At 62.6% G+C, this 20,872-nt stretch carries 23 protein-coding genes and 1 pseudogene; 7 read left to right on the forward strand and 17 right to left on the reverse strand.

The window, feature by feature from the left end:
• Window positions 1-4: 4 nt before the first annotated feature.
• From DI606_RS07955 to rpsF, 7 genes are all read right to left on the reverse strand, one after another.
• Entirely contained in the window at window positions 5-940 is a 936-nt protein-coding gene (locus DI606_RS07955) for a DUF808 domain-containing protein (protein ID WP_293981290.1), read from the reverse strand.
• An 85-nt stretch (window positions 941-1,025) separates the two neighbouring features.
• Window positions 1,026-1,259, reverse strand: a complete 234-nt coding sequence (locus DI606_RS07960; RefSeq protein WP_293981293.1) for a hypothetical protein — start codon at window positions 1,257-1,259, stop codon at window positions 1,026-1,028.
• The gene (locus tag DI606_RS07965; protein ID WP_293981295.1) at window positions 1,256-1,588 is read right to left on the reverse strand and encodes a hypothetical protein; all 333 of its coding nucleotides are present in this window, start codon (window positions 1,586-1,588) and stop codon (window positions 1,256-1,258) included. The genes DI606_RS07960 and DI606_RS07965 overlap by 4 nt, the downstream gene beginning before the upstream one ends.
• A 315-nt stretch (window positions 1,589-1,903) precedes the next feature.
• On the reverse strand, window positions 1,904-3,247 hold the full coding sequence (locus tag DI606_RS07970) for a hypothetical protein (protein WP_293981297.1): 1,344 nt from the start codon (window positions 3,245-3,247) through the stop codon (window positions 1,904-1,906).
• A 163-nt stretch (window positions 3,248-3,410) separates the two neighbouring features.
• Window positions 3,411-4,010, reverse strand: a complete 600-nt coding sequence (gene rplI / locus DI606_RS07975; RefSeq protein ID WP_293981299.1) for a 50S ribosomal protein L9 — start codon at window positions 4,008-4,010, stop codon at window positions 3,411-3,413.
• A 13-nt stretch (window positions 4,011-4,023) separates the two neighbouring features.
• On the reverse strand, window positions 4,024-4,248 hold the full coding sequence (rpsR, locus tag DI606_RS07980; RefSeq protein WP_004212076.1) for a 30S ribosomal protein S18: 225 nt from the start codon (window positions 4,246-4,248) through the stop codon (window positions 4,024-4,026).
• A 13-nt stretch (window positions 4,249-4,261) separates the two neighbouring features.
• On the reverse strand, window positions 4,262-4,675 hold the full coding sequence (gene rpsF / locus DI606_RS07985; RefSeq protein WP_293981326.1) for a 30S ribosomal protein S6: 414 nt from the start codon (window positions 4,673-4,675) through the stop codon (window positions 4,262-4,264).
• A gap of 283 nt (window positions 4,676-4,958) precedes the next feature.
• Between rpsF and DI606_RS07990 the strand changes: the two genes are divergently transcribed.
• On the forward strand, window positions 4,959-6,359 hold the full coding sequence (locus DI606_RS07990; RefSeq protein ID WP_293981328.1) for a GntP family permease: 1,401 nt from the start codon (window positions 4,959-4,961) through the stop codon (window positions 6,357-6,359).
• Here the strand turns inward: DI606_RS07990 and DI606_RS07995 are convergent.
• From DI606_RS07995 to DI606_RS08020, 6 genes are all read right to left on the reverse strand, one after another.
• The gene (locus DI606_RS07995) at window positions 6,356-6,757 is read right to left on the reverse strand and encodes a BLUF domain-containing protein (RefSeq protein WP_293981330.1); all 402 of its coding nucleotides are present in this window, start codon (window positions 6,755-6,757) and stop codon (window positions 6,356-6,358) included. The genes DI606_RS07990 and DI606_RS07995 overlap by 4 nt on opposite strands.
• Before the next feature lie 151 nt (window positions 6,758-6,908).
• Entirely contained in the window at window positions 6,909-7,286 is a 378-nt protein-coding gene (locus DI606_RS08000; protein ID WP_293981332.1) for an RcnB family protein, read from the reverse strand.
• 118 nt (window positions 7,287-7,404) lie between these two features.
• Complete coding sequence (locus DI606_RS08005; RefSeq protein ID WP_293981335.1) at window positions 7,405-8,610, reverse strand: ABC transporter permease; 1,206 nt, start codon at window positions 8,608-8,610, stop codon at window positions 7,405-7,407.
• A 1-nt stretch (window position 8,611) separates the two neighbouring features.
• Window positions 8,612-9,313: an ABC transporter ATP-binding protein gene (locus DI606_RS08010; RefSeq protein ID WP_293981338.1), complete on the reverse strand. Its 702-nt coding sequence runs from the start codon at window positions 9,311-9,313 to the stop codon at window positions 8,612-8,614.
• Between the two features lie 6 nt (window positions 9,314-9,319).
• Window positions 9,320-10,840 (reverse strand): efflux RND transporter periplasmic adaptor subunit, encoded by a 1,521-nt coding sequence (locus DI606_RS08015; RefSeq protein WP_293981340.1) that lies wholly within the window; start codon window positions 10,838-10,840, stop codon window positions 9,320-9,322.
• Window positions 10,837-12,306, reverse strand: coding sequence for an efflux transporter outer membrane subunit (locus DI606_RS08020; RefSeq protein ID WP_293981342.1), 1,470 nt, complete (start codon window positions 12,304-12,306; stop codon window positions 10,837-10,839). The genes DI606_RS08015 and DI606_RS08020 overlap by 4 nt, the downstream gene beginning before the upstream one ends.
• A 159-nt stretch (window positions 12,307-12,465) precedes the next feature.
• On the opposite strand from DI606_RS08020, the gene fabD reads away from it, so the two are divergent.
• Together fabD and fabG are read left to right on the forward strand one after the other, a co-directional pair.
• Window positions 12,466-13,401, forward strand: a complete 936-nt coding sequence (gene fabD, locus DI606_RS08025; protein WP_293981344.1) for an ACP S-malonyltransferase — start codon at window positions 12,466-12,468, stop codon at window positions 13,399-13,401.
• 23 nt (window positions 13,402-13,424) lie between these two features.
• On the forward strand, window positions 13,425-14,165 hold the full coding sequence (gene fabG / locus DI606_RS08030; RefSeq protein WP_293981346.1) for a 3-oxoacyl-[acyl-carrier-protein] reductase: 741 nt from the start codon (window positions 13,425-13,427) through the stop codon (window positions 14,163-14,165).
• Here fabG and DI606_RS08035 read toward each other — a convergent pair.
• Window positions 14,119-15,360 (reverse strand): glycosyltransferase family 87 protein, encoded by a 1,242-nt coding sequence (locus DI606_RS08035; RefSeq protein WP_293981348.1) that lies wholly within the window; start codon window positions 15,358-15,360, stop codon window positions 14,119-14,121. The two genes, fabG and DI606_RS08035, sit on opposite strands and share 47 nt — an antisense overlap.
• Window positions 15,361-15,569: 209 nt before the next feature.
• Here DI606_RS08035 and DI606_RS08040 point away from each other — a divergent pair, with 209 nt between their 5' ends.
• The 4 genes from DI606_RS08040 (at window position 15,570) to DI606_RS08055 (ending at window position 18,928) form a co-directional block, all read left to right on the forward strand.
• The gene (locus tag DI606_RS08040; protein ID WP_007689016.1) at window positions 15,570-15,803 is read left to right on the forward strand and encodes an acyl carrier protein; all 234 of its coding nucleotides are present in this window, start codon (window positions 15,570-15,572) and stop codon (window positions 15,801-15,803) included.
• 181 nt (window positions 15,804-15,984) lie between these two features.
• The gene (gene fabF, locus DI606_RS08045; RefSeq protein WP_293981351.1) at window positions 15,985-17,244 is read left to right on the forward strand and encodes a beta-ketoacyl-ACP synthase II; all 1,260 of its coding nucleotides are present in this window, start codon (window positions 15,985-15,987) and stop codon (window positions 17,242-17,244) included.
• Between the two features lie 49 nt (window positions 17,245-17,293).
• On the forward strand, window positions 17,294-18,265 hold the full coding sequence (gene mltG, locus DI606_RS08050) for an endolytic transglycosylase MltG (protein ID WP_293981367.1): 972 nt from the start codon (window positions 17,294-17,296) through the stop codon (window positions 18,263-18,265).
• 150 nt (window positions 18,266-18,415) lie between these two features.
• A complete protein-coding gene (locus tag DI606_RS08055) occupies window positions 18,416-18,928 on the forward strand; it encodes a 2'-5' RNA ligase family protein (protein WP_293981354.1) in 513 nt (170 codons plus the stop codon).
• An 8-nt stretch (window positions 18,929-18,936) separates the two neighbouring features.
• Here DI606_RS08055 and DI606_RS08060 read toward each other — a convergent pair whose 3' ends face one another.
• The 3 genes and pseudogenes from DI606_RS08060 to DI606_RS08070 form a co-directional block, all read right to left on the reverse strand.
• Entirely contained in the window at window positions 18,937-20,163 is a 1,227-nt protein-coding gene (locus tag DI606_RS08060; protein WP_293981357.1) for an FAD-dependent oxidoreductase, read from the reverse strand.
• Between the two features lie 398 nt (window positions 20,164-20,561).
• A complete protein-coding gene (locus DI606_RS08065) occupies window positions 20,562-20,771 on the reverse strand; it encodes a zincin-like metallopeptidase domain-containing protein (protein WP_293981359.1) in 210 nt (69 codons plus the stop codon).
• Window positions 20,772-20,774: 3 nt separating this feature from the next.
• Window positions 20,775-20,872: pseudogene (locus DI606_RS08070) on the reverse strand (IS5/IS1182 family transposase); the annotation flags it as partial.

Consider the following 20,872-nt stretch of genomic DNA (forward strand, 5'->3'; position numbering starts at 1 on the left):
GGAGTCAGCCCTTGCGTGCCTTGGCCGAGAGCATGTGCAGCGCAGCGACGATAAGGCCGCCTATCACAAGGCCCACCAGCGCGCCGCCAGCGGCATTGACGACCCAATCGACCGCACTGCCCATTGCCGGGGTGGCGTGCGCTGCGCTTTCCGCCACGTGATGAATGGTCCCAGGAATGAGGTTCCAATGGAATTCATGCAGTCCGTGGACGATCAGGCCGCCGCCGACCCACAGCATTGCCGCCGTCCCGACCACCCCCAGCACCGCCATTAGTACCGGCATCGCCTTGACCAACCCTCGACCGAACGCTCGGACCCCGGAGGATTTTCGCTGGGCCATGTGAAGCCCGATGTCGTCCATTTTCACGATAAAGCCCACGACGCCATAAACGCCTGCGGTGATGACGAACGCCACGATGACGAGCACGACCGCCTGTTCCCACAATGGCTTGTCCGCCACCGTGCCGAGGGAGATCGCCATGATCTCACCCGACAGGATGAAGTCTGTGCGGATGGCGCTCGATACCTTTTGCGTTTCAAGGTCGGCCGGGCTGGCAGGGGCGGGCCCCTCGTCAGTATGACCGCCCTGAAATGCCTCGACGATTTTCTCCACCGCCTCGTAACAAAGAAAGGCGCCCCCCAGCATCAGCAGCGGCGGCAACGCCCAAGGCGCGAAGGCGGAAAGTACCAAAGCTGCCGGAAGCAGGAACAGGAGCTTGTTGCGGAGCGAGCCCTTGGCAATCTTCCAGATGATCGGCAGTTCGCGCTGGGGGCTGAGGCCCATGACGTAATTTGGCGTGACAGCGGTATCGTCGATTACGACGCCCGCGGCCTTCGATCCAGCCCGGCCAGCGGCGCCGGCGACATCGTCCAGAGACGCCGCCGCAAGTTTGGCGATGCCCGCTACGTCGTCGAGCAACGCGATCAGCCCAGAAGGCATGGAAGATTTCCCCTGTGACGGGCATCAACGCCCTGATGCGCGCTCCATAAGGCGCAGCGGGCAGGGGGGCAATGGAGCGTGGTCGTCAATAATTACCGGGCGGATCGCTGGCTGGAAAGCTCTCGTCGGACTGTTCGTCGACAACATCCCAGTCCTTGGCGGCGATTCCGTGCTGGGGCCCCGCTTCCCGGATTTCGCCCGGCGGCACCGCCGATCCCGGCTCCTTGCGCGGTTGCGCGGTTCCCATCCATTCTCGCCAGCCTTTGAATGCGAAAGCGCCGAGGCCCGTGACGATGGCTAGTTTCAATAGCCCCTTCATGACGACTTCTCCTTTTCACGATGCATGTGGACCCAATCCGCGCGATCATGCCCGACGGCGTCGGGCGTCAGTGGCATTTCGCCTTCTGCGTCGGCACTGTCGGGACAATGCCCGCCGGTTGCTGACAAGGCCGTGTTCCAACGTTGACGCAGGGCAGCATCGATCATCCGCTCCCACACCGCCACTTCGCCTTCTTCCAACATAGCGCTGTCTGGCTGCTTCATCAGGGCCAGGATGCTTGCCGCTGCCTCCACCCGGTCGGGCCAGTTTTCAGGATGATCCCCGGCGAGGTATCGGGCCAGCCGTTCGATGAGAGTATGATTGTCCATGCGACCCGAACGCCCGTTAACCAAGCGCCGTTCCGTCTTTCGTTACGCGAGCGCACCGATTTCAACACATGGGTTTATAACCGGGTGGATCGCAAGCCCGTTGGCAAAGGAAAGCGAAGCCCTGAGCCGACAAAAGCAACTACATTGACGAGCACACACGTAAAGCCGGCCATGTCGAGGAAAACCAAGAGAATCGGGACGTTCTGCCTGATGAGGCCAGGGGAATTTCCCGAACGGTTGTAAAGAAGGAGCCGGGTGGGGGCAGCAAATCCGGTGCAACGAGGGGGAGCCCAGATACCCCTGGGTCATCCCATCCTATTTGATGAGGTCGGCGTAATTTGCCGGGGCCGTCGGCAAGACCCACCGTGCGGCTGTGCCAGTGGCAACGATGAACAAGGCGCCGACCGCAGTGGTAACGGTAAGGCTTTTGGACCCCCGGCGGTCCGTGACCAGCCAGCCGAGCATGACCGCAACCATCGACCAGAGGTGATAGCGCAGGTCGGAAGAAATGCTGATCGCGAGGAAACTGGCTTCCTGCACAATCGCCGAGGCAAACAGGGCCCGAGCCATAGACTCCCGAACGCTTTGTCCGCGCCAACATAGCCGCAAGCCGACCGCTCCCGCGAACGTCCAAACAATCGGCCAGCATAAAGGTGTGCCGACCAGAATCCCGGCAACGGCCATCCATGCCAGGACTGCGGTGTCGTGCGGGTCCGGCAGGTCCCACCGGTTCGGCTCTGTGCGGGACGGCGGCACGGCTAGGGGCCAGTGCCCGCCGACCAGCCAGCGTTCGGTAGAGTTGAAGTGAGCGAAGCGGTGGGCCAAATAGGCGAAGGGATGTGCGACCGCCGTACTGGCCAATAATCGATAGAGATGCCCCGGCGTATCGCGGTCAAGCGGGTGGATCGCGGCCATGCACTGATCGCGGCTGCCAAGCGGATCCCAGAAAAGCGGCTTGACGCAATGCGATTGCACCAGCGCCTGCGCCGATCCCGGAGCGAGGCCTGCGACCGGCTTGTCGATCCGGACGGCAATGCCGGCCAGATCGTAAAGGGGAACCGTGCGCTGCACCCCGCTGTCCTGCGCGCCGAGCAGGCCATGGTTGATGACAGGACTGACGGCGAGCACGAGGCCGATGCCGCCAAGAACCGCTACGGCGTGCCGCACACGGAGCGGGCCCTGGACCGCCGCCAGCACGGCGAACGGGATGACTGCGAACACGGCGTTGGCGCGGACCAACAGGGCATAGCCGACAAGGATCGCAACGACGATCCGTTGCCACAGCGACATCGGGCTGCCGCGCAGGCGGGAGCGGAGAATGAGCCCAGTCGCCAGGAGCATTGCCGCCATCAGGTGGCTGTCCTTCACGATCACGCCCTGCCAGCCGAGCAGCGGCGGAAAAAGAGCGGTGGCCAGTACCGCGATCCGCCGCCATCCGGACAGAGCCTGCGCCACCCACCCGAACCCCAGCCAATATCCTGCCATCTGCAAAAGCAACATGGGACTGGCCCGCCATTCCGCCGGGCGGAACAACGACCAGAGCCGGGCCATGACCGGCGGGTGCCAGTCGTCGTAGCGACCCGTCATCGCCTGCGCATATTGGCCGACCGCGTCATAGCTGACGATGCCCGGCCAAAAGAGAATGAGGGATGCCGCCATCAGCAGCATCGATAGGAGCAGAGGCCAGTGGCGGGCGAAGGACGATGCTTTGGCAACCATCGAAAAGAGCGACTCGCGTTGGAGGATGCGCGGTATCCTTCCTGCAACAAAAAAGCCGCCCGGCAAGGGGCGGCTTTCTCGTTTTTCGATCCGAAGGAAGGGATCAGGCCTCTTCGACCGTCTCTTCGTCCGCGGAGGCCGTGGCGATCTCGCCCGGCTCTGCGTTGGGATCGTAATCTTCGGTAAAGCCGCTCTCGTCCTTTTCGAAGAGGTCAGCCATCACGTCGACGCCCTTCGCCTGAAGGTCTGCTTCGTCCGGCGAGCGGGCGACATTGACCGAGATCGTGGTGACGACTTCGGGGTGCAGCGCGACCTTGACGTCGAACAGGCCAAGCGTCTTGATCGGACGTTCCAGAACCACCATCGCTTTGGTGACATTGGTGACGCCATCGGCATGAAGAGCCTCGACGATGTCGCGGACCGCGACCGAGCCGTAAAGCTGGCCGGCGTTCGACGACTGGCGGATCAGGACGATCTGCTTGCCGTTGACGCCTTCGGCAGCCTTTTCGGCATCCGAGCGGCGAGCAGCGTTGTCGGCCTCGATCTTGGCGCGGTTCGCCTCGAACACCTTCTTGTTCGCGTTGTTGGAACGAAGGGCCTTCTTGTTGGGCAGCAGGAAGTTGCGCGCGTAGCCGTCCTTGACGGTTACGACGTCGCCGATGCCGCCCAGCTTCTCGATGCGTTCGAGCAGGATGATTTCCATGGGGTCTACTCCCTTACTTTACGATGTAGGGCAGCAGGCCCAGATGACGGGCGCGCTTGATGGCCTGGGCCAGCTCACGCTGCTTCTTGGCGGAGACCGCCGTGATGCGGCTAGGGACGATCTTGCCGCGTTCGGACACGAAGCCCTGAAGCAGACGAACGTCCTTATAGTCGATCTTCGGCGCATCCTTGGCGGCGAAGGGGCAGCTCTTGCGGCGGCGGAAAAACGGGCGTGCCATGTTTCAGATCTCCTTATTCGCCAGCCGGGGCTTCTTCGCGCTCGCGGCGCGGGCCGCGATCGCCGCGATCACCACGGTCGCCGCGACCGCCACGGTCCGGACGGTCCTGCTTGCGCATCATCTCAGACGGGCCGGTTTCGAGCGCATCGACCTTGACGGTCATGTAGCGGATGATGTCTTCGTTGATCTGCGTCTGGCGCTCGAGCTCCGCAACGACGCCGGCGGGGGCGTCGATGTTCAGCATCACATAGTGCGCCTTGCGGTTCTTCGCGATCTTGTAGGCGAGGCTGCGCAGGCCCCAGGTTTCTACCTTGGTGACCTTGCCTTCCATATCCTCGACGATCTTGGTGGCGGTTTCCGCCAGAGCGTCCACCTGCGCCTGTGCCAGATCCTGGCGCGCAAGGAACACATGCTCGTAAAGAGCCATGTCTGTGCCTTCTCTGTTGGCCGATCGCTGACGCCCACCCCATGTGGAACGCCCCTCCGGCTGTCGTCCTGCAATTAAGCATCGCATCGGCGGTCGAGTCACCCCAACGTCCGAACGAAGGCGCGCCTATGGCGGAAAGAACAGGGAAAGGCAAGCGGCATCGCCCTTTCGCCGGGGCGGGGGAATGAGCGTCACTTGCAACCTTGTGCGCACCGTTCTTTTCTTCTTAGTTGCGTCGGCGCAGGAGAGAGCGCTTCACTCAACGAAGGAGCGGGATTCACATATGGCAGTAGCAATCGCGGCGCTATCTCTCATCCTGCTGATGATCGCAGCCTATCGGGGGATGAGCGTCATCTTGATGGCCCCGCTGCTGGCCATGCTGGCGGTATTTCTGACCGATCCGGCAGCGGTGCCGACGGCATTTTCCGGCCTGTTCATGGAAAAGGTCGCAAGCTTCCTCAAGCTCTATTTCCCGGTGTTTCTGCTGGGCGCGCTGTTCGGAAAGCTGGTCGAGATTTCGGGGTTTTCCCGCGCGATCGTGACGGCGGTGATCGGCGTGGTGGGTACGGCGCGCGCCATTCCCGCCATCATGATCGTAACGGCACTGCTCACCTACGGCGGCGTATCCGTGTTCGTCGCGGTCTTTGCCGTCTATCCGTTCGCAGCGGAGATGTTCCGCCGGGGCGACATCCCCAAGCGGCTGGTGCCAGCGACCATCGGCCTTGGCGCCATCACCTTCACCATGGATGCGCTTCCGGGTACGCCGCAGATTCAGAATATCATCCCCACCAGCTTCTTCGGCACTACGACCTGGGCCGCGCCGGTGCTCGGCAGCATCGGATCTCTATGTATCGTCGCCATGGGACTTGCGTATCTGGGCTGGCGGCGGCGGTCGCTGATGGCGGCGGGCGAAGGCTATGGCGCGCCCGAAACGCTGGTGAACGAGCCGGAGCTTGTCGAGGGGGGCGGGCGCGTTCATCCGATCGTCGCCTTGCTTCCGCTGTTGGTCGTAGGCCTCGGCAATCTGGCGCTCACATTCCTGATTCCGCGATGGTTGCCGCAGGAGGCGGTGTCATTGTCGCTCCCAGGCATGGCCGAACCCGTGTCCGTCAAGGTGGCGCAGGTCGCCGCGCTCTGGGCGGTAGAAGGCGCGCTGCTGGCCGGCATAGCGACGATCCTGCTGTTCGCATTCGGGACCGTGGCACAGCGCTTTGCCGAAGGATCGAAGGCGGCGGTCGGCGGGGCTCTGCTTGCGGGTATGAATACGGCGGTCGAATATGGGTTCGGCGCAGTAATCGCCGCCTTGCCAGGCTTCCTGATCGTCAAGGACGCTCTGCGTGCCATTCCCAATCCGCTCGTCAACGAAGCGATCACCGTCACCTCGCTCGCGGGCATTACGGGATCGGCATCGGGCGGACTGTCGATTGCGCTCGCCGCGATGGCGGACCAGTTCATGGCGGTGGGCGACGCTGCCGGCATATCGCGCGAAGTGCTGCATAGGATCGCGTCGATGGCGTCGGGCGGCATGGACAGCCTGCCGCACAACGGGGCTGTCATCACGCTGCTCGCAGTGACGGGGCTGACGCACCGGCAGGCCTACAAGGATATTTTCGCACTGACACTGATCAAAACGCTGACCGTCTTTATCGTGATTGCCGTGTTCTACCTGACGGGGCTTGTTTAGCCCCGGTGCATTTCCGCCGATCCGAGGAAATGCGCACGGGTCGAAGGACCTGCCTGGTCGAGCAGCGCAGCGACCTTGTCGCGCAACTGTTCCGACGGGCGCGCAGCGTCGTCATAGGCCATGCCCCAGTTGCCGAACTCCCTTGCCGGGACGCTGCCCTCGCGGAGCTTGACGATCGCCCCGTGGCGAGGGTCTTTCGCGATACGCGTGTAGATGCGGTCGACAGCGTCCCTGGGCCCCTCAAGAACCTGAAGGAAGCGCTTGCTGTTAAACAGCAGCAGGCCAGTCACATCGTCCACGCGGTTGCGTCGGGCCGATCCCAGCGCGATTTCCGCGCAATCCACGGATGAAACTGCGGTAGTGGCGCTGCTTATATACATGATCTGGTGCACGGACATGCATGTTCCTGTTATTTCCATGTCCCCCGACACGGCACAGGACATAGCTTGCAAATAGTTGATAATTCGTAGTTAATCCAGATCAAGCGCCCGCCGCCCCGAAGCCGAAAGACGGGCGTCGGGGCGACGAGTGCAGGTGGCGAACCCGATCTTAGCGAAGGGCGCTGCCGATGACGGCGCCGATGATGCCGCTGCTGAGAGCGACAAGGACGGCGTCGTTGCCCGACCTGACCCAGTGATAGCCACGCGGCGGGGCGTTCAGGCGATAGTCGCGGTAGTTGTTGATCACGCGATAATTGGTCGCATAGCGCCGGTCGAAGCGCTGACCCTTCGCCCAGCGGCGATGCGTATCCTTGCGCACGACGGTCTGCTTTTTGACGACGGTACGGCCATTGGGCTTCTGCTTCACCACGGTGCGGGTGACCTGCTGGCGATGGGGGCCATAGGTCTGGGCCTGCGCCTGAGCGGTCACGATCGGGCCTGCGATCATGGTGGTGGCGGTCAGGGCCATGATGATTTTCCTGAACATGTCTTGCTCCTTGTCCTCTGTGTCGGGCGCCGTTCCCGGCGTCGAACACAGAGTTAGGAAGCAATTGTAACGAGCCTGTCCCAGGCGATCACAAAGAATGTCGGAAAATGTATCAAGGTCATTCGTGGCGCAGTGCATCGATGGGATTGAGCGCAGCCGCCCGGCGCGCCGGGAAATAGCCAAATACCACGCCGATGGCCGCTGAAAACAGGAAGGCGATGAGGTTCACGCGCAGGCCGAACAGGAACGGCACCTTCATCAGCGGCGCGATGGCGAGCGAGGCGGCAAGCGCCAGCAGTAGCCCGATCAGCCCGCCAAGACAAGACAGGACGATCGCTTCCACCAGAAACTGGAGCAGTACCTCGCGCGCGACAGCCCCAATGGCGAGCCGAATGCCGATTTCGCGCGTCCGCTCCGTCACCGACACCAGCATGATGTTCATGATGCCGATGCCGCCCACCAGCAGGGATATGGCAGCGACCGCACCCACGATCTGCGTCAGGATGGTGGTCGTTCCTGTCAGCGTGTCGCTGATCTGCTTGGTGTCGAAGACGTTGAAATTGTCCTCCGAACCCGGTTTGATCTTGCGCCGTTCGCGCATCAATTCCTCAAGGCTCGTCTGCACGGTGCTGGTGTCGTAGGCGTCGTCCACCGCGACCATGATCTGGCTGATGTCGCGGTCGCCGGTGAAACGGCGCTGCACGAACTTGATCGGCATGACGACGACATCGTCCTGATCGCCGAAGCCGCCCTGGCCCCGCGTCGCCAGAACGCCGATCACCTGACAGGAAACGCCCTTGATGCGCATGCGCTTGCCGACCGGCTCCGCTCCCTGGAACAGGTTGGTGCGCACCGTATTGCCGATGATGCAGGCGGCGCGGCCTGCTTCCTCCTCGTCGGGAAGGAAGAGGCGACCGTCCGCCACCTTCCACTGTTGCACTTCGGAATAGGTGGAGGTGGTGCCGTAGACGGTGGTCGACCAGTTGTTGCCTTCGTAGATCGCCGTGCCGCTCGATTGCACGACCGGCGCGACGGCGCGCACGCCGGTGAGCTGGTTTTCGATGGCGGTGAGGTCGCCTTCCTTGAAGTCGGGCGGGCGCGGGCCGCCTCCGCCGCGACCGAAACCCTGTCCCGGACGCAGTTGAAGCACGTTCGCGCCAAGCGAGCTGATCTGTTCGCGCACGGCCGCGGTGGCTCCGTTGCCGAGCGTCACCATCGTCACCACCGCCGCCACGCCGATGATGATGCCGAGCGTCGTCAAAAAGCTGCGCAGCTTGTGCCGATTGATCGCGCGAAAGGCGAGGATGACGGTAGTCCCCAGCATGTCAGGTCGCCACTCCTTCATCGATGCGTTCGACCAGCCCGTCTTTGAAATGCACGATGGTGCGGGCATAAGCGGCCATGTCGGGTTCGTGCGTTACCATGAGAACGGTGATGCCGCTGTTGCGATTGAGGTCGGTCAGCAATTGCATGATTTCGACCGATCGTTCCGAATCGAGATTGCCGGTCGGTTCGTCGGCCAGCAGCACGTCGGGCTGAGTCACGATGGCGCGCGCGATGGCGACGCGCTGTTGCTGACCGCCGGACAGTTCGGCAGGGGTGTGATCCCACCATTGCCTGAGGCCCACCTTGTCGAGCGCGGCCATGCCCATGTCGTAACGCTGCTTTTTGTCCTCGCCGCGATAGAGGAGGGGCAATTCGACATTTTCCAGCGCGGTGGTGCGTGAAAGCAGGTTGAAGCCCTGAAAAACAAAGCCGAGATAGCGCCGTCGCAGGAGGGCGCGCTGGTCGCGATCCAGCGTTTCGACATGACGCCCCTTGAAGAGGAATTCGCCGCCCGACGGCACATCGAGGCAACCGAGAATATTCATCGTTGTGGACTTGCCCGATCCCGAAGGACCCATAACCGCGACGAAGTCACCCGCCGCAATGTCGAGGTCGATGCCTTTCAGGGCCTGAAACGCGGTCGGTCCTTCGCCATAGACCTTGGTGACGCCGCGCAGTGCGATGATCGGATCGGTCTTCATAACGGATCAGTTGCCTGTCCGACGCGCGTCGACGGGAGCGACAGGTGCCGTCTCCGGCGCGCGATCTCCACTATTGCCGAGCGTGCCGATGCTGGCAGGTTTGCCGTCCGCAGCAGGATTGCGCCGCCGTTCGCCAGCGGGCGCAGCCTTTCGGTCGCCGCCCTGCTGGTCGCGCTGGTCTTCCGCCGGGGCTTCCTGCCCCTTGGCGAGTTGCCCCGTAATGACACGCATCCCGGGCTTGAGGTCGCCACCGGTCACCGCGGTGCGTGCGCCGTCGCTCGCACCTATAACGACTTGGATGGGCTTTGGATTGCCGTCTTCGCCCACGACATAGACAGTCTGGCTGCTGCCTGCGCCGAAATTGACCTGCCGGTTTCCGCCGCCCCGGCGGAACCGGCGCGGTCCGGGGAGCACGCTGGCAATGCCGCCGCCCTGGCCGGCACCGCTGTCCGGCTTGAACCGCAGCGCACTGTTGGGGACCAGCAGCACGTCGCGCAATTCCTGCGTTACAATGTCGGCGGTGGCGGTCATGCCGGGGCGCAAGATTTCATCTTCGTTGTCGATGCTGAGAACGGCGGTGTAGGCGACGACCGCCCCGGTCGTGCTGGCCGCCGTGCTGCTGCCTGAGGACGAGGAGGTGGAACTGCTGCTGGACGCGTTCGACCCCACATTGACGCGAGTGACACGCGCAGGGAAAGTCCGACCGGGGAAGGCATCGACCGAGAAGGTCGCAGCCTGCCCTTCCTTAACCTGGCCCACGTCCGCCTCATCCACCGCGACTTCCACCTCCATCTTGGTAAGGTCCTCCGCGATGGTGAAGAGCACCGGCGCGTTGAAGGAGGCCGCGACCGTTTGGCCCGGTTCGATATCGCGCGACAGGACGACGCCGGTCACGGGCGATACGATCTGCGCGATCGAGAGGTTCGTCTGCGCGCTCGAAAGCTGGGCACGGGACACGCTGACCTGCGCCTGCGCCGCGCGCAGGGAGCCGAGCGCCGACTGATAGTTGGCACGGGCCGAATCAAGTTCCGTCTTCGCAGGTACACGACCGCCGGATAGGCGGAAGACATTCTCCTGCCGGTCGAGCGTCGCCTTGGCGAGCGCGACCTGCGCCTGCGCCTGCGCGACCTGAGCCTGGCTGGCGGCGACTTGTGCGCGGTTCTGGTTCACGGTGTCGACCAGCCTGCGCGTATCGAGTTCCGCAAGCCGTTGCCCTTTTGTCACGCGATCGTTCACGTCGACATAGACTGCCGTGATCTTGCCCGACTGTTCGGACCCTACATCGACCTGATTGACGGGCTTGAGATTTCCGGTCGCCGATACGCTGACGGTCAGGTCGCCGGTGCGCACCTCGCGAGTGGCGTAATTGGGTTTCTCATCCCCCGAAAAGCATCGTGCGACGAGCAGGATCAGCAGGACGAGTCCAAGGCCGATGACCCCACGTATCGCCCATTTACGCCAAGGCTTCTGAGGCTTCGCGCCGAGGAAATCGTCGAGGTCCTTGTCCGGGGTGATGTCATTGCTCATCGGGGCTGGGTGTCCATGTTCTGCCAGCCGCCACCCAGCGCGTTATACAGCCGGGCGACGGCCAGAACCTCGTCGGATTGCGCTGACGCGAGGCTGTTGCGGGCGTTCAGCAAGGTGGATTCGCTGGTCAACAGCGTCTGAAAATCGATAAGACCCGCCTGATACTGACTGCGGGCAAGGATCGCGGCGTTGCCGGACGCGTCCAGCGCCGTAGCGAACTCGGCCTTTCGCGTGCGCGCGCTGGCAAGCTGTGCCATGGCGTTTTCTACGTCTTCCAGTGCGGTGAGAACCGTTTGTTTGTACGCGGCGAAGGCGGCGTCGGCCGCCGCTCGTTGCGACCGGACCTGCGACGCGGCGCGACCGCCATCGAAGATCAACTGTTGCACATTGCCGAAGATCCCGCCGGTGATGAGGCTGAACAGATCGCGAAACGCGTTTGACGTTGTACCGATATTTCCGCTGATGCCGAGGGCTGGATAAAGCTGCGCCTGCGCGACGCCGATCCGTGCGGTCGCGGCCGCCAGCGCCCGTTCCGCGCTGCGGACGTCCGGCCGCTGACGCAGCGTGTCGGCGGGGATGCCGGCAGCGATGGTCGTGGCCGCGGCGGGTATGGGGGCGGGGGTTTCCAGCGTTCGGGTCGCTTGCCCCGGCGCCTGTCCCGTCAGAACCGCGATACGGTTCAGGCTGCCGCGCAGGCTCGCCTCGAATTGCGGGATGGACGCGTTGGTCTGCGCCAGCTGTGCGCGCGCCTGCTGCTCGTCCAAGGACGACACCAGCCCTGCTTGCAGTCGCCAGCCAGCGATCCGGTAATTGTCCCCCTGCACCTTCTGCGTTTCGCGGGCGATGCGCAGTTGTTCCTGTGCGAGCCGTGCCTGCACGTAATTGGTGACGAGTTCCGAGATGATCGTCATGCGCACATTGGCGAGGTCGTATCCCGACGCTGCCAGATCGGCACGCGCCGCCTCGCGCCCACGCGCCAGCTCTCCGAACAGGTCGATCTGCCAGGTGGCGTTGACGCGGGCATTGTAGCTGCTCGACCAGTTGCCGCCGCCGCCGCCGATCGGGTTGCCGTTCGCGTCCAGCCGTCCGCCCGCGTCCTGGCTGCTGTAATTGCGGCCGCCGGTGGCCGAACCGTTCAGTTGAGGCAAAAAGGATGCGTTGGCCTGTACCAGGCTCTCGCGCGCCTGCCGCAGACGGGCCTGCGCCTGCACGATGTCGAGGTTGTTGGCGACCGCCGCATCGATCAGCGCGCTCAAGGCGGGGTCGTCAAGCCGCGTCCACCATCGGGCGAGGTCCGCCTCGCTCGGGACGGTCCCGCCGCTCGCGGTATAATAAGCGTCCGGTACGCCGAGCGCGCTTACCTGCGGCGCGTGATAGTCCGAACCTGCTGCGCATCCCGCCAGCAACAGAGCCGTCCCGCCGATCAGGAGCTTGCGATAACGCACCTTTTCCTTGCTCACTCTCATCGTTAAAGGGGCCGCTTCACTTTCGCCCTGCACTGGGCGGGCGAGTTCAGCCTCTGACTGCCGCAGGCATATGTACGTCTCAACGACATTTATGTCTCAAAGTGTAACGATTGAAGAAACAGGCGCTTTGGGGAAGTGCCGCAGAAAAGGACGATAGGGATGCGCGCATTTGTTTTTCCGGGGCAGGGCAGCCAGTCCGTAGGCATGGGCAAGGCGTTGGGCGATGCCAGTCCCGCCGCGCGCGAACTGTTTCAGGAGGTCGATGACGCCCTGTCGCAGCATTTGTTTCGCATCATGGTGGACGGGCCGGAAAGCGACCTTACCCTTACCGAAAATGCCCAGCCTGCGATTATGGCCAATGCGATCGCCACCTTGCGTGTGATGGAGAAGGAGGGCGGTTTCCGCCTGACCGAAAAGGGCGACTATGTCGCTGGCCACAGCCTTGGCGAATATAGCGCCCTTTGTGCGGTCGATGCGTTCGACATCGGCACCACCGCGCGGCTTTTGAAATTGCGCGGACAGGCGATGCAGGCCGCCGTGCCGGTGGGGCAGGGCGCGATGGCGGCGCTGTTGGGCGCGGACATCGATAAGGCTCAGGCGCTGGCGGACGCCGCCGCTCAGGGCGAAGTGTGCGCAGTCGCCAACGACAACGACCCGACGCAGGTCGTGATTTCAGGCCATAAAGGCGCGGTCGAGCGCGCCGTTGCGATGGTGAAGGATCATGGCATCAAGCGCGCCGTGTTGCTTCCGGTTTCGGCGCCCTTCCACTGCCCGCTGATGCAGCCTGCCGCCGAAGCGATGGAAGCGGCATTGGGCAAGGCGACGATGAACGCCCCGTTGCTGCCCGTTTACGCCAATGTCCTTGCCGCCCCGATTGCGGACCCGCAGGAGATCAAGGCACGGTTGGTCGAGCAGGTGACGGGCCGTGTCCGCTGGCGCGAATCCATCGCGGCGATGTGGGACGCAGGCGTAACCGACTTTGTCGAACTCGGTGGCAAGGTGCTAGGTCCCATGATCAAGCGGATTGCGCCCGACGCCACCGTGCGCAGCGTCATCACGATGGACGATATCGAAGCGGCGCTCGCCGCCTTCTGACCCGGAAAGAGGATTGTAAAACCATGTTCGACCTTACAGGCATGACCGCGCTGGTGACCGGCGCTTCGGGTGGGATCGGATCGTCGATAGCACAGGCGCTGGCGGCGCAGGGCGCGACGCTCGCGCTGTCGGGCAGTAACGAGGATAAGCTCAAGAGCTTCGCCGCAGAACTGGGCGGAGACCACAAGGCGCTGGTTTGCAATCTGTCCGACTCCGCTTCCGTCGATGCGCTGGTGCCGCAGGCCGTCGAAGCTTTGGGCGGGAAGATCGATATCCTGGTCAACAACGCAGGCATTACGCGCGACAACCTCATCCTGCGCATGAAGGACGAGGAGTGGAGCCAGGTCATCCAAGTCAATCTGGAAGCGGCCTTCCGTCTGGTGCGCGCGGCAGCCAAGCCGATGATGAAGGCACGCTTCGGGCGCATTATTTCCATCACCTCGGTCGTGGGTGTCACCGGAAATCCGGGGCAGGCAAACTATTGCGCATCGAAGGCCGGGATCATCGGCATGTCGAAGAGCCTGGGACAGGAACTGGCGAGCCGCGGCATCACCGTGAACTGTGTCGCGCCCGGCTTCATCAGATCGGCCATGACGGACGCGCTCAACGATGCACAGAAGAGCGGCATTCTCGCCAAGATTCCGGCGGGCGACCTGGGCAGCGGGGACGATATTGGTGCGGCAGTCGTATATCTGGCTAGCCGTGAGGCAGGTTACGTCACTGGCCAGACGCTGCATGTGAACGGCGGAATGGCGATGATCTGACCATGTCCAGCGCGCCGTCCAAAAGGATGGCGCGCCGCATGGCGAGCGACAGAACGGCAAGCGCGGCGATCAGGTCGACGGGGACATGCGTCAATTCCGACACCGCACGACCGAACAGCGGTGCGGCCCAGGCGTAGGCGAGCCCCGTCGGCTCCCATGGCATGACCCCGCGCCGTAGCATGTCCGCCACCAGAAATGCGATGGCGACGCCCAGCAGGACATAGTCGTAATCCAGTACATAGGGCGTGCAGAGCAAAGCCGCGCTGAGTGCGGCTGCGCCGCGCACCTCCATCGATCCGCGCCAAGCCGTAAGGCCCGCCGCCGCGATCGCGATGGCCGTCACAACGCCCTGCACGGCATAAGCGACAGCTATGGACCCGCCCGATTGGCGAATGGCGGCAAACGGGCTCTGAATTTTTTCCCACCCCGTCGCGCCCGCTTCGATGATGATATGCTGGGTCAACGGCAGTGATTCGACAAAGGCCTGCCAAACCGCCCAGCCCCAAATCGCAAAAGTCAGCAGGCACAGGATCGTAACGGTCGCCCCCGCGCCCAGGAACGCACGGATATTTCCACGTGCCAGAATGAGTGCCGGGATCAGCACCGCGAACTGCGGTTTGTAGACGAGCGCGCCCAAGAGCATTCCCGCAAGCCACGGTCGCCGGTCGATCGTCAGCATCCCGCCGCCCAACAGCGCTGCGGTAAGAAACGCATTCTGCCCATGGCCAAGGCATACCATCACGACCGGCGCACCGGCTGCGGCCAGCATCGCCAGCCGCTCGTCTGGGAGGATGCGCCGCACCACCAGCAGCGCACCCGCCAGCGTCAGCGCCTGGTACAGCAGCAGCGCCGCGACATAGGGGAGCTTTGCAAGCAGGCTGGCGATCAACAGGAAGGGCGGGGGATAGTGCCAGCCGTAAAAAGGAATGTGGGGATCGTGATGAATCTGTTTCTGCACCGCATGTTGCGTGCTCCAGTCCCAAGCCGCTGCGGCGCGCCCCTGATCGGCCATCCATCCCGCTGTCCAGACGTTGGAAAAATCGGTGCCGAGCGGCCTGCCGAGAATATCGACTGTGCCATGAGCCGTTGCGAACAGATAGCCGATGCCGATGATCGTTGCTGCCAGCAGGATGATGGACGTAACGCGGATGCGTTCGCGCGTGATGAAGCGGTCGGGGAAGGGCAGTGCGATCATGCGGCCTTTGTTGCAGATCGGGCTGAAACTTTGGTAAACGGCCACGCGGGGACGATGCCCCGATCCGCTCGCCGTGCCGCCAATGTTGCGGCGCCTGTCGAAGGGGGCTTGGCGGCCTTCCCTCTTGCCTCTATCGGGGCTTGGCTCTAGGGCATTGCCTTAACGGTTGTTCACAGACCATCAACGATACCCAGTAAGAAGGACCTCTCATGAGTGAGACCGCGGATCGCGTAAAGAAAATCGTCGTCGAGCATCTGGGCGTCGAAGCCGAAAAGGTGACGGAGGATGCCAGCTTCATCGACGATCTCGGCGCAGACAGCCTCGACATCGTTGAGCTGGTCATGGCGTTCGAGGAAGAATTCGGCGTCGAAATCCCCGACGACGCGGCGGAAAAGATCGCCACCGTCAAGGACGCCATCGATTATATCGACAGCAAGCAGTAAGGCGCTCGCGGCCTGATCCCGAAGGGGGCGGCCGCCGCTTTTTGCGAGAAGGAACGGCTCCTCCTTTCCGGCCCCGCCGGAGCGTGGGGAGCCTTTTCATATGGGGCGCGTGGTTTGAAAGCGCGCCTTCAATGGCTACATGGGCGGGAACAGGCCCAGATATCATATTCGGAGCTAGCATATGCGTCGTGTCGTCGTTACCGGCCTTGGCATGGTGAGCCCGCTTGGCGGGGATGTGGAAACCAGCTGGAAGAACATCATCGCTTCCAAATCCGGCGCGGCGACAATCACCCGCTTCGACGCCACCGACTATAAATGCCGGATCGCCTGCGAAGTGAAGCCGGCCACCCATGAATATGGCTATGACGCGTCTCTTGACGTCGATCACAAGATTCAGCGGCAGGTCGATCCCTTCATCGTGTACGGCATTTCCGCCGCCAGCCAGGCTTTGCGCGACGCGGGCCTCGACAATATGTCCGAAGAGGAGCGGTTGCGTGCGGGCTGCTCGATCGGATCGGGCATCGGCGGGCTGCCCGGAATCGAAAGCGAATCGCTGGTGCTGGCCAACAAAGGGCCGAGCCGCGTTTCCCCACACTTCGTCCACGGGCGCCTCATCAACCTGATCTCCGGCCAGGTATCGATCAAATATGGTCTGATGGGACCGAACCACGCCGTCGTTACCGCCTGTTCGACCGGCGCGCATTCAATCGGCGACGCGGCCCGCATGATCGCAATGGACGATGCGGACGTGATGCTGGCAGGTGGCGCGGAAAGCGCGATCTGTCCCATCGGCATTGCCGGTTTTGCGCAGGCGCGTGCGTTGTCGACCAACTTCAACGATACGCCGGAAAAGGCGAGCCGCCCCTATGACGTCAACCGCGACGGCTTCGTAATGGGCGAAGGCGCAGGTGTCGTCGTGCTCGAAGAATATGAACATGCTAAAAAGCGTGGCGCGAAAATCTACGCCGAAGTCGTGGGCTATGGCCTGTCGGGCGATGCCTATCATGTTACCGCCCCCCATCCGGAGGGCAGCGGCGGTTATCGTTCGATGGAAATGGCGCTGAGGAAGAGCGGGCTTTCCCTTGCCGACATCGACTATGTAAACGCGCACGGTACTTCGACCCCGCTGGGTGACGAACTGGAACTGGGCGCGGTCAAGCGCCTGTTCGGCGAACATCTGTCCACTATGTCAATGTCTTCCACGAAATCCGCCATCGGCCATCTTCTGGGTGGCGCGGGCGCGGTGGAAAGCATTTTCTGCATCCTTGCGATGCGTGACCAAATCGTGCCGCCCACGCTCAATCTCGACGAGCCGAGCGAGAGCTGCAAGGGTGTCGACCTCGTACCGCACGTAGCGAAGGAGCGGAAGGTGCGCGCGGTTTTGAACAACTCGTTCGGCTTTGGCGGCACCAACGCCTCCCTCATCATGAAAGCGGTCTGACGGGTTAGGGGGCGGTCAGGCTATGGCACGTCAGAGCCGCTCAACTTCCATGCGCCGGTTCGGGCTCGCTGTCGTTCTGGTGGGTCTTGCCGTTGCGGCTTTCATCGCATTTCGTTTCGTCCACGGTTGGACCGAGAAGGGGCCGGCGCCGCAGGACGTCAGCATCGCCGTTCCGGAAGGCGCGAGTCTGTCCGATGCAGCGGTGGTGCTCAAACGGGAAGGGGCGGTGCGGTCCGCTGACGCCTTCCTGACCCGGGCAAAGATTTTCGGTGCGGCGAAACCGATTAAGGCGGGAGAATTCGTAATCCCGGCCGGTGCCAGCAACAGCGATATTCTCTCCATCCTTCAAGGCGGAAAGACGGTTACGCGCCTCGTCACCGTTCCAGAAGGGATGCCCTCGATCCTCGTCTACGAGCGGCTGATGGCCAACGATCAGCTGACCGGCGCGATCACGGTTCCCGAAGAAGGCAGCGTGCTGCCCGACAGCTACGCCTTCGACAAAGGAGAGCCGCGCGCCGCCGTGCTCCGTCGAATGCAGCGCGCGATGGACAAGGAGCTTGCGCAGCTTTGGGAGGGAAGGGCGAAGGGCCTTTTGCTTAAAACGCCAAAGGAAGCACTGATTCTTGCCAGCATCGTGGAGAAGGAAACCGCCATTCCTGCCGAACGGCCCAAGGTTGCCGCAGTCTATTATAATCGCCTGCGCGCCAACATGATGCTCCAGGCCGACCCGACGATCATCTATCCGATCACGCGCGGCAAGCCGCTGGGTCGGCGTATCCGCAAATCGGAAATCGCTTCGGTCAACGACTATAATACCTATGCGATGACCGGCCTGCCAAAAGGACCGATCGCCAACCCGGGCAAGCTGTCGATTTTCGCTGTCCTCCATCCTGAGGCAACCAAGGCTCTATATTTCGTGGCTGATGGAAAGGGTGGGCACATATTTGCCGACACCTACCAGGAACATAATGAAAATGTGCGCAAATGGTTCGAGATCCGACGCGCGCGAGGAGAGTTGTGATCCTCGCGCAAGGGTGATGCCGATGGAGTGGCTATGATATCGACGACTTCGCCATCATCGCCTGCTTTCCTGCATTTTCGATTGAACGGGATAGGTGCCTGACAGTCTGTGCGGAATTGCATCCGCCCGCTTCAAAGTCGAGGGAGCCGCATGGCGAGCGAGAATGCCCCCATCATCGTCACGGCTCTCATGGGAGCACAGGATTTCGCATTGGCGGATACCTTGCGACGGGCGTATTTCCCGCCTGAACGCAACCATCTTACGGCGCACATCACGCTGTTTCACCATTTGCCGCCATCGGCCATCGCCGAGATCGCGCAGCGATTGCGCGCCTTATGCGCCGGACCACCGCCCCTGGCGCGTCTCACGGAAGTCATGATGCTGGGACGCGGTGTAGCCTATCGCGTCGACAGTCCGCGCCTGCTGGAGATGCGGCAGACGCTTGCGGACGCGTTTGCCGGTTTGTTGACGCCGCAGGATCAGGCCCGCCCCCGGCTTCATATCACCGTCCAGAACAAGGTCGCCCCCGACGAGGCTAAGGCGCTTGCAACCAGGCTGCGTGAAACCTTCGAACCCCGCCCTTTGGCGATCTCAGGCCTCGCCGCGTGGCATTATCGCGGCGGGCCCTGGGATCTGGCGATGAAGACCATGTTCAGAGGCTGATCCGGCAATCAGGCGAGCCCGACCTCCTTCAAAGGAATGCTGGCGTCAGCAAGCTGCGCCGTATCGAGCGCGGCGTTCGCCAGCACATGGACGCGGCCTTGCACATAATCCTTGACCGAATTGACGCAATCGAGCGCGATGACTTTTCCGCCTTTCAGATAGATGACCGAAAAGCTGCGAGCAGTCGGATCGCCTCGTAGCACCGTCTGATCGAATCCTACCGACAGGCCGACCGTCTGGAGCTTCAGGTCATATTGGTTCGACCAGAACCATGGCACGGCGTCATAAGGTTCGTCCTTGCCCAGGATGTGCGCGACGGCGGTCTTGGCTTGGTCGTTGGCGTTCTGCACCGATTCGACCCGCATATGCGCGCCACCTGCAAAACGGTTGGCATGCGCGGCGCAATCGCCCACGGCATAGATGTCGGGCAGAGAGGTGCGACAATATTCGTCCACGTCGACCCCGTTGCCACCCGCTGCGCCCGCCGCGATCAGGGGGCCGGTTTCAGGAATGATACCGATGCCGACGATCACCATGTCCGTCTCGATCCGGCTGCCGTCGGCCATGAGCACCGCTGTCGCCTTTCCGTCGACGACCTCGACACAATCCATCTTCGCGTCAGTGCGCAGGTCGACCCCATGAGCGCGATGCTCATTCTCGTAGAAACGCGACAGTTCCTCGCCCGCCACACGCGCAAGAACACGATCCAGCGCCTCGAGCAGGACGACCTTTTTTCCGAACTTCGTCAGTACCGCAGCGGCTTCCAAGCCGATGTAGCCGCCACCTACAATGACGACATGGTGCACGCTGTCCAGCTTGGCCATCATCGCGTCCACATCGTCGCGGCGGCGCACGGCATGGACGTTGGGCGCATCGGCACCGTTGCAAGTCAGCATCCGCGGCGAGCCGCCGGTGCACCAGATCAGCTTGTCGTAACCGATGTCTTCGCTACCGACCGTGACTGTCTTTGCGATGGGATCGACGCTTTTGACCCGCTTGCCGAGAAGGAGGTCGACCTTGCGCTCTGCCCAGAACGCGGCGGGGCGGATCAGGATGCGCTCGAACGTCTTTTCGCCCGCAAAATATTCCTTGGACAGCGGCGGCCGCTCATAAGGCGGCTCCTTTTCGTCGCCGATCATTCCGACGCCGCCTTCAAAACCCGCTTGCCGCAACGAAATCGCCGCCTGCGCGCCCGCATGGCCGGCACCAACGATCAGAACTTCGTAAAAGCTCATCCGCTCGCAATCCTTTTCTTGCCCTATTTGCATGGGTCATTGGCGCTGTTCGATGATGGGGGCAAGTGCGATATCGCAAAATCGCGCTTTACAGGAAGAAGGGAATCAAATTAGTTCATTGAAATAATTGATTTTATTTTTGAATATCGGTTCGACCGTTTGCCGAGGCCCCCAGAAAGGCCCTGAAAAAACTGGCCTGAAAAAACACTCGAACCGCCGACAAGTGGCGTCTGTCATGCCGTCTCCAACTATCAGCCAAGGTCTGGCACGGTCTGGCGTTGAGGTCAAACAAGGCGGCAGGATTGTAGGTGCGACCGAAGGGAGCGACCTGCGCGCGGGTCAGTGGGTGGGCGGCAAAATTTGGCCGCCCCATATAGGGGCGGCCTCGCATCAACGGCTTATGCCGCCTCTCTTATCGCTTCGGGGTTCGCCAGTCGGTGAAGATAGGCAACGGCGCGCTCTGCATGGGCGGCGGCCTGCACGATGGCGCGGGTGTCGTTTTGCAATACCTTGATCCAGCTTGCGATATAGCTGGCATGATCGGGGCGCGGCTCGATGCAAAGCCCAAGGTCGGCGGCAAGGAAAGCCGCGCCAAGCTCAGGACTCACTAATCATAGCCAGAAGATGACGGTGGCAGCGAGAGCGATGGCCGAGAAGAAGGCGTGGGGGCACCGGTCGTAGCGCGTTGCGACCCGTCGCCAGTCCTTGA

This window comes from Sphingobium sp. (assembly GCF_003248505.1).
GTDB lineage: Bacteria > Pseudomonadota > Alphaproteobacteria > Sphingomonadales > Sphingomonadaceae > Sphingobium.

Coding starts and splice junctions, on each gene's coding strand:
- DI606_RS07955 (WP_293981290.1), bottom strand. CDS start 940: ATGCCTTCTGGGCTGATCGCGTTGCTCGACGACGTAGCGGGCATCGCC.
- DI606_RS07960 (WP_293981293.1), bottom strand. CDS start 1,259: ATGAAGGGGCTATTGAAACTAGCCATCGTCACGGGCCTCGGCGCTTTC.
- DI606_RS07965 (WP_293981295.1), bottom strand. CDS start 1,588: ATGGACAATCATACTCTCATCGAACGGCTGGCCCGATACCTCGCCGGG.
- DI606_RS07970 (WP_293981297.1), bottom strand. CDS start 3,247: ATGGCGGCATCCCTCATTCTCTTTTGGCCGGGCATCGTCAGCTATGAC.
- rplI (WP_293981299.1), bottom strand. CDS start 4,010: ATGGAAATCATCCTGCTCGAACGCATCGAGAAGCTGGGCGGCATCGGC.
- rpsR (WP_004212076.1), bottom strand. CDS start 4,248: ATGGCACGCCCGTTTTTCCGCCGCCGCAAGAGCTGCCCCTTCGCCGCC.
- rpsF (WP_293981326.1), bottom strand. CDS start 4,675: ATGGCTCTTTACGAGCATGTGTTCCTTGCGCGCCAGGATCTGGCACAG.
- DI606_RS07990 (WP_293981328.1), top strand. CDS start 4,959: ATGGCAGTAGCAATCGCGGCGCTATCTCTCATCCTGCTGATGATCGCA.
- DI606_RS07995 (WP_293981330.1), bottom strand. CDS start 6,757: ATGTCCGTGCACCAGATCATGTATATAAGCAGCGCCACTACCGCAGTT.
- DI606_RS08000 (WP_293981332.1), bottom strand. CDS start 7,286: ATGTTCAGGAAAATCATCATGGCCCTGACCGCCACCACCATGATCGCA.
- DI606_RS08005 (WP_293981335.1), bottom strand. CDS start 8,610: ATGCTGGGGACTACCGTCATCCTCGCCTTTCGCGCGATCAATCGGCAC.
- DI606_RS08010 (WP_293981338.1), bottom strand. CDS start 9,313: ATGAAGACCGATCCGATCATCGCACTGCGCGGCGTCACCAAGGTCTAT.
- DI606_RS08015 (WP_293981340.1), bottom strand. CDS start 10,840: ATGAGCAATGACATCACCCCGGACAAGGACCTCGACGATTTCCTCGGC.
- DI606_RS08020 (WP_293981342.1), bottom strand. CDS start 12,306: ATGAGAGTGAGCAAGGAAAAGGTGCGTTATCGCAAGCTCCTGATCGGC.
- fabD (WP_293981344.1), top strand. CDS start 12,466: ATGCGCGCATTTGTTTTTCCGGGGCAGGGCAGCCAGTCCGTAGGCATG.
- fabG (WP_293981346.1), top strand. CDS start 13,425: ATGTTCGACCTTACAGGCATGACCGCGCTGGTGACCGGCGCTTCGGGT.
- DI606_RS08035 (WP_293981348.1), bottom strand. CDS start 15,360: ATGATCGCACTGCCCTTCCCCGACCGCTTCATCACGCGCGAACGCATC.
- DI606_RS08040 (WP_007689016.1), top strand. CDS start 15,570: ATGAGTGAGACCGCGGATCGCGTAAAGAAAATCGTCGTCGAGCATCTG.
- fabF (WP_293981351.1), top strand. CDS start 15,985: ATGCGTCGTGTCGTCGTTACCGGCCTTGGCATGGTGAGCCCGCTTGGC.
- mltG (WP_293981367.1), top strand. CDS start 17,294: ATGCGCCGGTTCGGGCTCGCTGTCGTTCTGGTGGGTCTTGCCGTTGCG.
- DI606_RS08055 (WP_293981354.1), top strand. CDS start 18,416: ATGGCGAGCGAGAATGCCCCCATCATCGTCACGGCTCTCATGGGAGCA.
- DI606_RS08060 (WP_293981357.1), bottom strand. CDS start 20,163: ATGAGCTTTTACGAAGTTCTGATCGTTGGTGCCGGCCATGCGGGCGCG.